The sequence below is a fragment of the Serratia sp. BFP-2025 genome (assembly GCF_050880365.1).
GTDB classification, from domain to species: Bacteria; Pseudomonadota; Gammaproteobacteria; order Enterobacterales; family Enterobacteriaceae; genus Serratia; species Serratia surfactantfaciens.
In genome coordinates this window covers 1530139-1543290 of the sequence record NZ_JBPAFV010000001.1, presented here as the reverse complement: position 1 = coordinate 1543290, position 13152 = coordinate 1530139, and the positions used below count along the sequence as shown (strand labels likewise).

The 13152-nt window shown below is 60.3% G+C and carries 13 protein-coding genes and 1 riboswitch; of the genes, 7 read left to right on the top strand and 6 right to left on the bottom strand.

Annotation, left to right across the window (positions count from 1 at the left end; all coding sequences use genetic code 11):
• Positions 1 to 12: 12 nt before the first annotated feature.
• Positions 13 to 453 carry a GNAT family N-acetyltransferase gene (locus tag ACRAWE_RS07200; RefSeq protein ID WP_019455422.1) on the top strand — a complete coding sequence of 147 codons (441 nt, stop codon included), beginning with the start codon at positions 13 to 15 and terminating at the stop codon, positions 451 to 453.
• Between the two features lie 66 nt (positions 454 to 519).
• Positions 520 to 1365: an inositol monophosphatase family protein gene (locus tag ACRAWE_RS07195; protein WP_019455423.1), complete on the top strand. Its 846-nt coding sequence runs from the start codon at positions 520 to 522 to the stop codon at positions 1363 to 1365.
• Here ACRAWE_RS07195 and ACRAWE_RS07190 read toward each other — a convergent pair.
• The 5 genes from ACRAWE_RS07190 to ACRAWE_RS07170 all read right to left on the bottom strand — a co-directional run bounded on the left by ACRAWE_RS07190 (position 1308) and on the right by ACRAWE_RS07170 (position 6254).
• A complete protein-coding gene (locus ACRAWE_RS07190) occupies positions 1308 to 2684 on the bottom strand; it encodes a cation diffusion facilitator family transporter (RefSeq protein ID WP_432525169.1) in 1377 nt (458 codons plus the stop codon). The two genes, ACRAWE_RS07195 and ACRAWE_RS07190, sit on opposite strands and share 58 nt — an antisense overlap.
• Positions 2685 to 2710: 26 nt before the next feature.
• Entirely contained in the window at positions 2711 to 2890 is a 180-nt protein-coding gene (locus ACRAWE_RS07185; protein ID WP_019455425.1) for a hypothetical protein, read from the bottom strand.
• Between the two features lie 107 nt (positions 2891 to 2997).
• On the bottom strand, positions 2998 to 3090 hold the full coding sequence (gene mgtS / locus ACRAWE_RS07180) for a protein MgtS (protein WP_004938109.1): 93 nt from the start codon (positions 3088 to 3090) through the stop codon (positions 2998 to 3000).
• A 131-nt stretch (positions 3091 to 3221) separates the two neighbouring features.
• On the bottom strand, positions 3222 to 4244 hold the full coding sequence (locus tag ACRAWE_RS07175; protein ID WP_019455426.1) for a magnesium transporter: 1023 nt from the start codon (positions 4242 to 4244) through the stop codon (positions 3222 to 3224).
• Positions 4245 to 4319: 75 nt separating this feature from the next.
• Positions 4320 to 4493: riboswitch (M-box (ykoK) riboswitch) on the bottom strand.
• Between the two features lie 141 nt (positions 4494 to 4634).
• Complete coding sequence (locus ACRAWE_RS07170) at positions 4635 to 6254, bottom strand: ABC transporter substrate-binding protein (protein WP_432525168.1); 1620 nt, start codon at positions 6252 to 6254, stop codon at positions 4635 to 4637.
• A 412-nt stretch (positions 6255 to 6666) separates the two neighbouring features.
• On the opposite strand from ACRAWE_RS07170, the gene ACRAWE_RS07165 reads away from it, so the two are divergent.
• The 4 genes from ACRAWE_RS07165 (at position 6667) to ACRAWE_RS07150 (ending at position 11095) form a co-directional block, all read left to right on the top strand.
• On the top strand, positions 6667 to 7683 hold the full coding sequence (locus ACRAWE_RS07165; protein ID WP_063919511.1) for an iron ABC transporter substrate-binding protein: 1017 nt from the start codon (positions 6667 to 6669) through the stop codon (positions 7681 to 7683).
• Between the two features lie 33 nt (positions 7684 to 7716).
• A complete protein-coding gene (locus tag ACRAWE_RS07160; RefSeq protein WP_154746239.1) occupies positions 7717 to 9300 on the top strand; it encodes an ABC transporter permease in 1584 nt (527 codons plus the stop codon).
• Positions 9297 to 10334 carry an ABC transporter ATP-binding protein gene (locus tag ACRAWE_RS07155; RefSeq protein WP_432525167.1) on the top strand — a complete coding sequence of 346 codons (1038 nt, stop codon included), beginning with the start codon at positions 9297 to 9299 and terminating at the stop codon, positions 10332 to 10334. Before ACRAWE_RS07160 ends, ACRAWE_RS07155 begins: the two co-directional genes overlap by 4 nt.
• A gap of 215 nt (positions 10335 to 10549) precedes the next feature.
• Positions 10550 to 11095 (top strand): cysteine hydrolase family protein, encoded by a 546-nt coding sequence (locus ACRAWE_RS07150; RefSeq protein ID WP_019455431.1) that lies wholly within the window; start codon positions 10550 to 10552, stop codon positions 11093 to 11095.
• Positions 11096 to 11130: 35 nt separating this feature from the next.
• Here the strand turns inward: ACRAWE_RS07150 and ACRAWE_RS07145 are convergent, their stop codons facing one another.
• The gene (locus ACRAWE_RS07145; RefSeq protein WP_019455432.1) at positions 11131 to 12627 is read right to left on the bottom strand and encodes an alpha/beta hydrolase; all 1497 of its coding nucleotides are present in this window, start codon (positions 12625 to 12627) and stop codon (positions 11131 to 11133) included.
• 222 nt (positions 12628 to 12849) lie between these two features.
• Between ACRAWE_RS07145 and ACRAWE_RS07140 the strand changes: the two genes are divergently transcribed.
• Entirely contained in the window at positions 12850 to 13098 is a 249-nt protein-coding gene (locus ACRAWE_RS07140) for a glycine zipper domain-containing protein (protein WP_019455433.1), read from the top strand.
• Positions 13099 to 13152 lie beyond the last annotated feature (54 nt).

The following is a 13152-nucleotide window of genomic DNA, read 5'->3' as shown; positions in this document are numbered from 1 at the left end:
AAGGAAAGCAACATGTCATTTTCACTTGAAGCGGCCTCGTGCGCGCAGCAGCCGCTGTTGGCGGCCATGCTGCTTGACTGCCTGCGCGAGCTGGGCGCCGACGAGGCTTACCCCTATCTGCCGCTCTACTGGCGTGAAGCCGGCCGCTACCCTTATTTGATCTTGAGCGATCGGCAAACGGCCGGTTTTGCGCTGGTCAGGCGCCTGGATAGCGCCAGCGTCGAAATGGCCGAGTTTTACATCCGGCCCGCCTGGCGGCGCGCCGGAATTGGGCAACAGGCCGCTCGCGCCTTGTTTGCGCAGCATCCGGGTGGCTGGTCGCTGTCGGTCGGCCAAGATAACCCCCGCGGGCTGGCGTTTTGGCGAGCGGTGATACCAACCGGGGCCACAACGGCGCCGCTTTCCTCTGCCGACGCCATGACACAGCTGGGTTTTTATTACCCGCCGGGCTGAGCGACACATTAACTTCATCCTTTTATGACAGGGTAAGTCGATTCGTTCTTTGCTATCGAGCCTGCCATGACTGCACTTTCCCCACAGGATATCGAAGCGCGCTATCGCTTCGCGCGTGAAATCGCCCGCGCTGCCGCCGATCTCGCCTTCAGCTTTTATCAGCGCCGACAAAGCCTGGCAATTGACTTTAAACAGGGTCTGCAGGATGTGGTCAGCGAAGCCGACCGCCGCGTCGAGGCGCTGATTCGCCGCATGATCAACCGCCGGTTTCCCCTCGATGGGTTTCTCGGTGAAGAGAGCGGCGGCAGCGGTGATAACGCCGCCTGTATTTGGGTGGTCGATCCGATTGACGGCACCGCCTGCTTCCTGAACGGGTTACATACCTGGTGCATCTCGATAGGCGTGGTAATCGACGGTGAGCCGACGATCGGTGTGATCTACGATCCCAACCACCGCGAAATGTTTCGCGCTTGTCTCGGCGGCGGCGCCTTCCTCAACGGAGAACCGATCGGCGTGCATGCCGGGCGCAGCGTCGCGGACGGCGTGTTGGGCGTTGGGATTTCAGCGCGCGCCTCGGCAGCGGAATTCAGCGGTTTTATCTGCCGTTTGCTGCAGGCGGGCGGCATGTTTGTGCGCAGCGGTTCCGGTGCGTTGATGACCGCACAGGTGGCCGCCGGCCGGCTGCTGGGCTATTACGAACCGCACATGAACGCCTGGGACAGCCTGCCTGGGCTGGTGCTGACGCGCGAAGCCGGCGGCGTGGCGAACAACTTCATGAACAACAACGGGCTGCGGCGCGGCAACCCGTTGCTGTTGGCCAATCCGGTGCTTTATCCGCAGCTGGCCGAGCTGATTCAAACGCCGGGTTTGATCGGTTCGACGTGCCCTATCGCGCGCGTGATGGCCGGATAAAGCGCGCGCAGCCGCCGTTCGATCAGATCGACCGCATCGTGCGCGGCGGCGATGGTCACCGCCGGCGATACCCGGCAGTGGAAGTTGACGATGATGCCGCCGTCGGTCTTGCGCGCGCGGATGTTATGAACGTCTTGCACCATCTCCCCCTGCTCCAGCGCCGACTGCAGGATCCGCCGGATATCGGCCAGCTCAGCCGCATCGACATCCTCACTGGTCAGCCAGTGCGGCGTCTGCGGTTCCAAATGGGTCTCTATCTCGGTGTCTTCGCCGATCGCCTGACGCAGGATCCCTTCTATCTCCGTGGCGATGTCATGCGCCTGCGCCACGCTGGCGTTGGCCGGCACCGCCAAATCCATGCCGATCGCCATGCGCGTCGGCAGCTGCTGCAACGCCACATTCTGCACCTGCGCGCCGTGGTTGGCGGCGATCGCCCGGATGCGCGTAGCCATATCTTCATCGCTACGGGTCTGGGGCACCGCGATGACGGTGAATTCCGCCTTGGCGTACTGCTCCTGCAACCGTTCGACAATCGCCTGCTTCAGCGCATCGATACGCTCCAGCGGCAAGGTGCGGCACACCGCCACCGTGATCTCGACGAACAGCACCGCGCCGGCGTTGCGAATGCGTACGCTGTCGCAGGCCAACACCGCCGGGAAGTTGTACAGCGTAGCGCGGATGTCCTCGGTAGTGCCGGCCGGCGCGGCGTCCATCAGCGAGTCGAAAGAACGCTTACCCAATTTAATCGCTGCGATGAAGATAAAACCGGCGACGATCAGCGCGGCGATGGCGTCTGCACGGCCAAACCCCAGCAGAACAAAGATCATCCCCAGCAGCACCACGCCGGAAGAGAGCATGTCGGAAAAGAAATGCAGCGCATCCGCTTCCAGCGCCGCACTGTCGGTGGCTTTGGCGACGCGGTTGAGCGCCCGCACCCGGAAGAAATCGACGCAGATGGAAATCAGCAGCACGGCGATCACCACCGGCGCAGCGACGATCTCATGCGGCTGCCCAAGCAGACTGCTGCCCGCCTCATAGACGATCCAACCGGCGGCAGCCAACAACAGCAACACCTCGAACAGCGCCGCCAGGTTTTCCACCTTGCCGTGGCCGAAGTGGTGATCGTCATCGGCGGGTTTATCGCTGATGCGCACCGCCAGCCAGGTAATGCTGGTAGCGATAAAATCGGTAAAAGAGTGGATCCCTTCGGATATCAGGCCAATACTGCCGGTAAAAATACCGGCGACGAATTTGCCCGTAGCCAGCAACCCGCTGGCGATCATCGAGTTTCTGGCTACGGCCTGCTTTTCATTTTGCATTATGCTGCTCACATTCGGACGGTGATTTATTTTTTTACTTTAGAGGATAATTGCCAGACAAAGGCGATCAGCAGCATACTGCCAGAAAATGTCAGCATGAGGCTAGTGAGGAATTCGGATTTTCCGGTGGAATAAAAATAAATCTCATTAACGCCCACCGAAACCATTAAAATGGCGTAGAGCAATCCCAGAATAAGAATCGTCATTATTATCAACTCCTGTATCAGGCTGCGCGTTCAGCGCGCCGCTAAATCCTCCCCATAATAAATAGCTGTTACGGGGAGGATGCATCTAGGCGGATCTTTAGCGTTCATCAATCATCCCATTTGGTGCTCATATAGGCCGCCAACAGGCCCAGCGAGCTGATCATTGCCAGGAATCCCATAAAAATAGTCATGTTTCCCATTTTGTTGTCCTCAGGTTAAATGTTGTCGATAAAATCCCCTTGCGTTAAATATCGGGGTTGGTCGGTGTCCATGGTTGTTTAACGTCCTCCTCAGGTTTGTCACATTCCCGCCCTTTACGGGCGGGCACGGTTTAAATACCCAAAACGTGCTGGGCGATTTTGAAATAAATAATCAGGCCGGTGCCGTCGATAAAGGTGGCGATAAACGGCGCCGATACCACCGCCGGATCGATGCCGAGGCGTTTCAGCAACATCGGAATGATCGACGAAACAATGGCGCTCCACACGGTGATCGCCACCAGGGACAGGCTGACAACCAGCGTCACCTCCATGCCGACGCCCATGATCCAGGCACGCACCCAGGCCGCCAGGCCGATGGTGACGGCGATCAGCAGCGAGGTCGTGACCTCTTTGCGGATCACCGCGCCCAGATTGCGCAGGCTGACCTCGCCCAGCGCCATGGCGCGCACCAGCGTCGAAGTAATCTGGGTGCCGCTGTTGCCGCCGGTGCCGATCAGCAGCGGGATGAAGAACGCCAGCGCAATCGCCGCTTCGAGCTGATCTTCAAACGCCTTCAGCACGTTGCCGGTGTAGGCCTCGGCGACAAACAGCATCAGCAACCACACCGAACGTTTGCGCCACAGCGCCCACGGGCTGGTCTCCAGGTAAGGCTTGTCCAGCGGCAGGCTCGCGCCCTGGCGCTGCGCATCCTCGGTATTTTCATCTTCGACCAGCCGGGCGATCTCACGCTCTCCCAGCACGCCGACCAGCGTGTTGTTGACCACCACCGGCACTACGTCCAGCCCCCCTTTGCCCAACAGGTGCGCAACGTCGTTGCGGTCATCGTCGGGTGAAACCTGGAAATAGCTGTGATCCATCATCACGCCGACCGCTTTATCCTGTTCTTCACACTGCAGCAGTTTTTTCACCGACAGCGTGCCGCGCAGATGATAATCGTCCGCGGTAATAAATACCCGGGTGGGAATTTCGTCCGTTTTAAGCTGTGAAAGTAAATATTCCCGGGCATGAGTGACCGTCATCGTCGCGGGAACAGTAATAAAATCGGCGTTCATATAACCGGCGACCGAAGTCTCGTCGAGAGTTTCAGTCGCGCTCAGCGCCGGAGAAGAATAGTGTTGATGTGACTTAATCATTTTGTCAGTCCCTATTTCTGTTTTGAACTTCAACAGCGAATCGCATAGGGGCGTAACCACAGAGGGAGTGCAGACTGCCTATCTCCGCGTCCAGGTTTTAGCACTATACAACGTATCCGAGTTGTTGCTCGGAAGTTACTTTGGGCTGAACCTTAATCCGATAAAGCCTGTCTTAACCTTGGGCATCTCTCGATGTCGTCAGATCAGTAACCTGTGTTTGTATAGGAGCCTCGCCAAACGAGATACTGCATATAAACTACCGGCGCAGTATAGGCGGTGTTTTATCCGGCGGGAAGAAAAGATCGCCCGTTGTTTATGGAGTATTTAGGATAATGTTATTAAACGGCCATTTATAAAAACGGCTGATATAAATCAGCCGTTTTTTATTTTTCAGTGTTCGAGAATGTAGACGTTTTTATCGTATAAAGCGCCCTGGCGGGTAAAGTCTATCCCCTTCACGTAAGGTTTGATGAGCGTGGCGTTAGCCTCATAGTACACCGGCGCCACCGGCGCATCGGCGGCCAGCACCGCTTCGGCCTGCTGGAAGTTGTGCTGCACCTGCTGCGGCGTCTGCGCCGCCGTCGCCTGATGCAGAATGCGATCGTAGTCCGGATTGCGGTATTTGGGGCTGTTCTCGCTGCTGTCGGAGCGGAACACGTTCAGGAAGGTGGAAGGATCGTTATAATCCGCCAGCCAACGAGTAAAGGCCACGCTGTACTGCCCACGGTTGATATTGTCCAGCGTCACTTTACGCTCCTGGCTTTGCAAGGTGGCCTCCACGCCGAGGTTCTTTTTCCACATAGCGGCGGCGGCGATGACGATCTTCTTGATGGTGGCGTCATTGCTGTACAACACGGTAAAGCGCAGCGGATTCTCGGCGTTGAAACCGGCCTCCGTCAGCAATTGCTTCGCCTGGGCGTGCCGTTGCTCGGGCGTCCAGCCGGCGGCGCTGCCGGCCTGCAGGCTATAGCCGCCCGCCCCGGTAGGGGTAAAAGTCCAGGCCGGCTGTTGGCCGTATCCCAACACTTTACCGGCGATGATCTCTTTATCCAGCCCCAGGTTCAACGCCTGGCGCACTCGCACATCGTTAAACGGCGCCTGCTGATTATTGAAAGCGAAATAACTGGTGGAAAGCAGCGGATAAGTCACCAACTGCTGCTCGCCGAGCGTTTTTTTCAGCTGCTGATACAACTCCGGTGGCGTGGTATATCCCAACTCAACCTCACCGGCGCGAAAACGCGCCACTTCCGGGAAGCCCTGGATCGGCAAAAAGGTCACCTTGTTGAGTACGGTATTGGCGTTATCCCAATACTGCGGGTTACGTTCCACCACCACCTTTTCGTTCACTACCCACTGACTGAGGCGAAACGCCCCGTTACCGACAAAGTGCGCCGGCTGCGTCCAGTTTTTGCCGTACTGCTCCACCACCTTACGGTTAACCGGCAAAACCGGGAAATGCACCAGTTGCTTGAGCAGATAGGAATTGGGCTCCGACAGCGTGACCTGCAGAGTGTACGCATCCAGCGCTTTGACGCCCAGCTCGCTCGGCGGTTTGCTGCCGGCGTTGATCGCTGCGGCATTCAGCACGTAGGCCGAAGCCAGATAGCTGCCGTACGGCGAGGCGGTTTTCGGATCGGTGAGGCGCCGCCAGCTGTAGACGAAATCGTCGGCGGTCACCGGATCGCCGTTCGACCATTTGGCCTGCGGCCGCAAATGGAAGGTCCAGACGTTGCCCTGGTGCTCCCAGTTCTGTGCCAGCGCCGGGATCGCTTCGCCGTCTTTCCCGACGCGCAGCAAACCTTCGAACAGATCGTTGAAGATATAGAACTCCACGTTGCTCTCGGCCAGGTTCGGATCCAGCGTCGCCGGTTCATACCCGTTGGCGCGCACCAGTTCCTGTACCGGCGCCAGTTTAGCGCCTGCCGGCACCTCGGCGGCCTGAGCGAACGTCGCGTTAAAAGCCAGGAAGATTAAACCAGTCAATTTATTGCTATTGAATGAATATTTCACGTCGATATCCCTGATGAGTGTTTTATCGCGCTCAATATGCAATGAGGTAGTGGAATAAATTAAATCATTAATCGCTATGAGTCATAACCAAAAGCGGTGTTGAATTTCTTTCATTATCAAAGGGGTATTAACCAGAGAGCGGCGATAAACCGGAGAAACAGCACGAGGACGGGCATTGTCGAACAGACATAGAGAGAATCGGCAGAAAAATAATGCGGGCAATCAATCCAGATTATTCCAGCCGAAACTTAACTTATCCTTAGGGCAATTCATTTTGTGAGCGATCGTCAAAAATAATTTAATACGAATCGTTTTCACTATCATTATTGATGTTCTTGGCTAAAATCGGGCTGCTTGCGCTTGCCAGGCGATATTCGTTTTCCTCATTCGAACGCTAAAAAAGGATAACTGCATGAAGCTGCGTATTTCATCTCTCGGCCCTGTCGCCCTGCTCGCCTCCTCGATGATGCTGGCCTTCGGCGCTCAGGCGGCCTCCGCCGACCAGGGCATCGTTATTTACAACGCCCAGCATGAAAATCTGGTGAAATCCTGGGTCGACGGTTTTACCAAAGACACCGGCATCAAGGTGACGCTGCGCAACGGCGGCGACAGCGAATTGGGCAATCAACTGGTGCAGGAAGGCAGCGCTTCGCCTGCCGACGTCTTCCTGACGGAAAACTCCCCGGCGATGGTGTTGGTGGACAACGCCAAGCTGTTCGCCCCGTTGGACGCCGCGACGCTGGCCCAGGTGGAACCGCAATATCGCCCAAGCCACGGCCGCTGGATCGGCATCGCCGCCCGCTCTACCGTATTTGTCTACAACCCGGCCAAGCTGACCGACGCACAGCTGCCTAAGTCGCTGCTGGATCTGGCCAAGCCGGAATGGAAAGGCCGCTGGGCCGCTTCGCCGTCGGGCGCCGATTTTCAGGCGATCGTCAGCGCGCTGCTGGCGTTGAAAGGCGAGAAAGCGACGCTGGAGTGGCTGAAAGCGATGAAAACCAACTTCACCGCCTATAAGGGCAACAGCACCGTGATGAAAGCGGTCAATGCCGGCCAGGTCGACAGCGGCGTGATCTATCACTACTACCCGTTCGTGGACGGCGCCAAAACTGGCGAAAACAGCAACAACATCAAGCTGTACTACTTCAAACACCAGGATCCGGGCGCGTTCGTCAGCATCTCCGGCGGCGGCGTGCTGGCTTCCAGCAAGCATCAGCAGCAGGCTCAGGCGTTTATCAAGTGGATCACCGGCAAACAGGGCCAGGAGATCCTGCGCACCAATAACGCCTTCGAATACGCCGTGGGCGTCGGCGCGGCCTCCAATCCGAAACTGGTGCCGCTGAAAGAGCTGGACGCGCCGAAGGTCGACGCCGCGCAGCTGAACAGCAAGAAAGTTGTCGAACTGATGACCGAAGCCGGCCTGCTGTAAGGCCCGCCGGCAAACCGAGAGTTGTTGATCGTTATGTCAAACCTGAGTACCCACGCCGCGCAGACCGCGCGGCGTTATTCTTCTGTCCCTCGTCACCAGCGGCCAGGGCCGATCGTGGTCGCCAGCGCCGTGTTGCTGTCACTGCTGGCGCTGTTGCCGCTGGGATTCGTTATCGGCGTGGCGTTTGAAACCGGCTGGCAAACGGTCAAAGCTCTGGTTTTCCGCCCGCGCGTGGCGGAACTGCTGTTGAACACCCTGCTGTTGGTGGTGTTGACGCTGCCGATTTGCGCCGTGCTCGGCGTGGCACTGGCCTGGTTGACCGAGCGCACCTCGCTGCCGGGCCGCCGTCTGTGGGCGATATTGGCCACCGCGCCGCTGGCGGTGCCGGCCTTTGTGCAAAGCTATGCCTGGATCAGCCTGGTGCCGTCGATGCATGGCCTGGGTGCCGGGGTGTTCATCTCGGTGCTCGCCTATTTCCCGTTTATCTATCTGCCTGCCGCCGCGGTGCTGCGTCGCCTGGATCCCGGCATCGAAGACGTCGCCACTTCGCTCGGATCACGGCCGCTGGCGGTGTTTTTCCGCGTGGTGCTGCCTCAGCTGAAGCTGGCGGTCTGGGGCGGTTCCCTGCTGATCGCGCTGCACCTGCTGGCGGAGTATGGCCTGTATGCCATGATCCGTTTCGATACCTTCACCACCGCGATCTTCGATCAATTCCAGTCGACCTTCAACGGCCCAGCGGCCAACATGCTGGCCGGCGTATTGGTGCTGTGCTGTTTGGGCCTGCTGTTGCTTGAGGCGCTCAGCCGCGGCCGCGCACGCTATGCCCGCGTCGGTTCCGGCAGCGCCCGCAGCCAAACGCCGCGCCGCCTTTCGCCACCACTCGCCGCGCTGGCGCTGCTGCTGCCTTTCTCACTGACTGCGCTGGCGCTGGGCGTGCCTTTCATCACCCTGGCCCGCTGGCTGTGGCTGGGCGGATTCGAGGTGTGGCGCAACGCCGATCTGTGGCCCGCGCTGTGGCAAACGCTGTCGCTTTCCGCCGCCGGCGCGCTGCTGATTACGCTGTGCGCCATTCCGATGGCCTGGCTGTCGGTGCGCTATCCGGCCCGGCTGTACCGGGTGCTGGAAGGCTGCAACTACGTGACCAGTTCGCTGCCCGGCATCGTGGTGGCGCTGGCGCTGGTGACCATCACCATTCACAGCTTCCGGCCGATTTACCAAACCGAAATCACCCTGCTGCTGGCGTATCTGCTGATGTTTATGCCGCGGGCGCTGATCAATCTGCGCGCCGGCATCGCACAGGCGCCGGTGGAATTGGAAAACGTGGCGCGCAGCCTGGGCAAATCGCCGGCGCAGGCGCTGTGGAGTACCACGCTGCGGCTGGCGGCGCCGGGAGCCGCTGCGGGCGCGGCGCTGGTGTTCCTGGCGATCGCCAATGAACTGACCGCCACGCTGCTGCTGGCGCCGAACGGCACCCGCACGCTGGCCACCGGCTTTTGGGCGCTGACCAGCGAGATCGACTACGTCGCCGCCGCGCCTTATGCGCTGATTATGGTGGCGCTGTCATTGCCGCTCACCTGGCTTCTTTATTCTCAATCTAAACGCACGGCGGGACTATGAGCACGCTCGAACTGCACGGTATCGAAAAATCTTACAACGCCATCAGGGTGCTGGAACACATCGGTCTGCAGGTTGCCGCCGGCAGCCGCACGGCGATCGTCGGCCCATCCGGCTCCGGCAAAACCACCCTGCTGCGCATTATCGCCGGCTTTGAAATCCCGGACGGCGGCCAAATCCTGCTACAGGGGCAAGCCATGGGCAACGGCGACGGCTGGGTGCCGGCGCATCTGCGCGGCATCGGCTTCGTCCCGCAGGATGGCGCGCTGTTCCCGCACTTTACCGTCGCCGGCAACATCGGTTTTGGCCTCAAGGGCAGCAAACGCGAGAAACAGCATCGCATCGAGGCGTTAATGGACATGGTGGCGCTGGATCGCCGTCTGGCGGCCCTGTGGCCGCATGAACTGTCCGGCGGGCAGCAGCAGCGAGTTGCGCTGGCGCGCGCCCTGTCGCAGCAACCTCGGTTGATGCTGCTGGACGAGCCGTTTTCAGCGCTGGATACCGGCCTGCGCGCCGCCACCCGCAAGGCGGTGGCCGAGCTGCTGACAGAAGCCGGCGTAGCGTCGATTCTGGTCACGCACGATCAGAGCGAAGCGCTGTCGTTCGCCGATCAGGTGGCGGTGATGCGCAACGGCCGGCTGGCGCAGGTGGGCGCGCCGCAGGATCTCTATCTGCGCCCGGTCGATGAACCGACCGCCAGCTTCCTGGGCGAAACGCTGGTGCTGACCGCCGAACTGGCGCACGGCTGGGCCGACTGCGCATTGGGCCGCATCGCCGTCGACGATCGCCAGCGCAGCGGCCCGGCGCGCATCATGCTGCGCCCGGAGCAGATTCAAATCGGTTTGTCCGATCCGGCGCAGCGCGGCCAGGCGGTGATCACCGGCATCGATTTTGCCGGCTTCGTCTCCACCCTCAACCTGCAAATGGCCGCCGGCGGCGCACAGCTCGAGATCAAAACCGTCAGCCGCGAAGGCCTGCAGCCCGGTTCTCAGGTCAATCTCAACGTGATGGGCCAGGCGCATATTTTTGCCGGTTGACACCGAGGGGGAAGCCTCTTGACGCTTCCCTCGCCGCCGCGCATTATCAACGCTATGAATCGCATTGCGCACGTCCTCACCACCACCGCAACCGCCACGCCATGGCGGGCTGCACGGGTGCGCATCAGCTAACGACGTATCCCTAAGCCCCGCCAGCCATGGACGGGGTTTTCGCTTCTCCGTGCATGCCGGCAATATCATGACGGAGAAGACAAATGCCAACTATCCCTGCACTACGCAGCGCTCTGCTGGTTATCGATATGCAAGTCGGTCTGTTCGCCTCGCCGAACGATCTGCCGTTTGCCGCCGAAAGCCTGCTGGAAAAGACCAATGCGTTGATACGCGCCGCGCGAGCGGCGAACGCGCCCGTGGTGTTTATTCGTCACACGGGGCCGGCGGGATCGCCCATCGCCGTAAACAGCCCGCTGTGGCAGGTTCACCCCGCTCTGCAAACCGATGTGCAGGCCGACTGGTTTATCGATAAAACCCGCCCCAGCAGCTTTCACCAGACTGGCCTGGCGGAACGGCTCAAGCAAGCCGGCATCGGTCGGTTGGTGATTTCGGGCATGAAAACGCAATACTGCGTAGACACCGCCTGCCGGCACGGCGCGGAGTTGGGATTTGACATGGTCCTGGCCGCCGACGCCCATAGCTGTTCGGACACGGCGACGCTTGGCGCCGCAGCCATTATCCGGCATCACAACCAGACCCTGTCGGGGCCGTTCGTGACGTTGGCGCTGGCGGAAGAGATACGGTTTTAAACGACGCGCCAAGGCCGGGCTAACGCCCGGCCCGCTCAGCGGCAAATCTTGTCGCGGCGCGGCTTTTTCGGCGCCAGCAGATAATCCACCACGCTTTCATCGACGCAGCTGTCGACGCCGTTCAGCGCCAGCGTATGGCCGTCGCGCTCGCGGGTGATTAACGGGCTTTTGAAGGCCGCGGCCATCGCCTGGGCGTTGCGGTACGGGGTGGTCGGATCGTAACGCTGGGCGACAAACAGCAGCGGCGGCAGCGCGGCGGACGCCACCGGCGTGTGCGGCCGATCTTTGCCGCGATACGGCCACAGATCGCACATTTCCAGCGGATATTCGTGCAGCGGCAGATAGTGGGCATACAGGGCGGCGGTATTGATCTCTTGCCGCTGTCGGCGCAACAACTGCGGATCGGCCGTCGGGTTGGCGACGTCGGCGCAGGTAATGACGTTCAGGGCGTCATCGGCGTCCGGCGAGTAACTTTCGTCGATCAGATCGGAAACCTGCTGCCCGGCAATGCCGGCATCGAGCTGACGCAGCACGGTCGCCAGCTCATGCCAGCGCTCCGGCCACAACAGCAACGAACGCGTGACCGTCAGCACATCGTCGGCGGAGATTTCATAGCCCGCAGCGGTGACGAACGGTTGATCGTGCAGCTTGCGCAGCAGGGCGTGATAGCGCTGCAGCGCCTGATTCGCGCCGCCGCCAAGCTGGCAGCTGTCGGTTTTACCACAGTAGGCGGCGAAGCGCAGGAAGCTTTGCTGGAAGCCTCGCTCCTGGTTCATGCGCTGGGTGAAGTCGTCTTCCGCCAGGTCTACCACGCCGTCCAGCACCAGTGCGCGCGTTTTCTTCGGGAAACGTTCGGCATACAACGCCGCCACCTTGGTGCCGTAAGAGTACGCCACCGCCGTCAGCCCCGGCTCGCCCAGCGCGTGGCGAATCACGTTCAGATCGTTGACCGCCTCGTCGGTGCCGATATGTTGCAGCACGTCCGCACCGGTCTGTTTGATACAGGCGGCGATCAGGGTGCGCGTCTGATGCTCTGCGCCGGCCACGTCGTTGTCGTCCGGCGTCGGGGTTTCGTCGCCTTCGGCCACCTGACAAGATATTTTCGGCGTCGACTGACCGACGCCACGCGGATCGTAACCGATGATATCGTAGGATTTGCGCAGTCTGGCGATCTGGGCGTCGTTGCCCAAATCAGGATTGATGCCCGGTAGACCCGGCCCGCCGCTGATCACCACCAGGCTGCCCTTTTTCGGCCCGGTTGCCGGCAGCAGAGTTAACGCCAGACGCACGGTCGCTTCCCCCGGCTGCGCCGCATGAGCGGGCGGCGTGGCGTACGCCAGCGGCGCCTCGAGGTAGCCACAGCGCAGCCCCGGCGTCGGCGGCTCATCGAACCAACGCTGAAAACCGCTGTTGAGACAAGATTGCCAACGGATGCCGTTTTCGGCCGCCGCGCCGTGAGCCGCAGGCTTGGCCTGGGCGGGCAACGTGGCGGTGGCCGCGGCGAGCAGCGCCAGAATACGCAGTACTGACATGGGGAGTCCTTTCAACTCAACGAATCGGTCAAAGGTTAACGATACCCGGTTAAACCGCTAGCCAATAGAACACAAAAAGCCGCGCGGGTGAAGCCGTCGCCGTATGGCCGGCAAGATATTCCCCTGCTCGGATTGCTCTTATAACGCACAGCATGCTGCAAAAAACGCCGTTCACCTGCTAGGCTTAAGGTTCGTTGTACTCACAAGGAACAGGAGAATAGCATGTTTGGAAAAGCGGAAGACAAAGCCAATCAAGCCGCAGGCGCGGTAGAAGAGGCGTTCGGCAAAGCCGTCGATTCACCGGAGCATCAGGTGCGCGGCGCGGCGCGCAAATACGCCTCCCAGGCCAGCTATGCCGCCCGAGACGCAGCGGATAGCGTAAGAACCCAGGTGGAAGCTAACCCGCTGGCCGGCGTGGCCGTGGCGGCAGCGGTCGGCATCGTTTTCGGCTTCTTGCTGGGGCGCAAATAAGCGGCGAATGCGCCGTTCGACAACAGGCCCGCTACGGGCCTTTTTTTCGCCCTT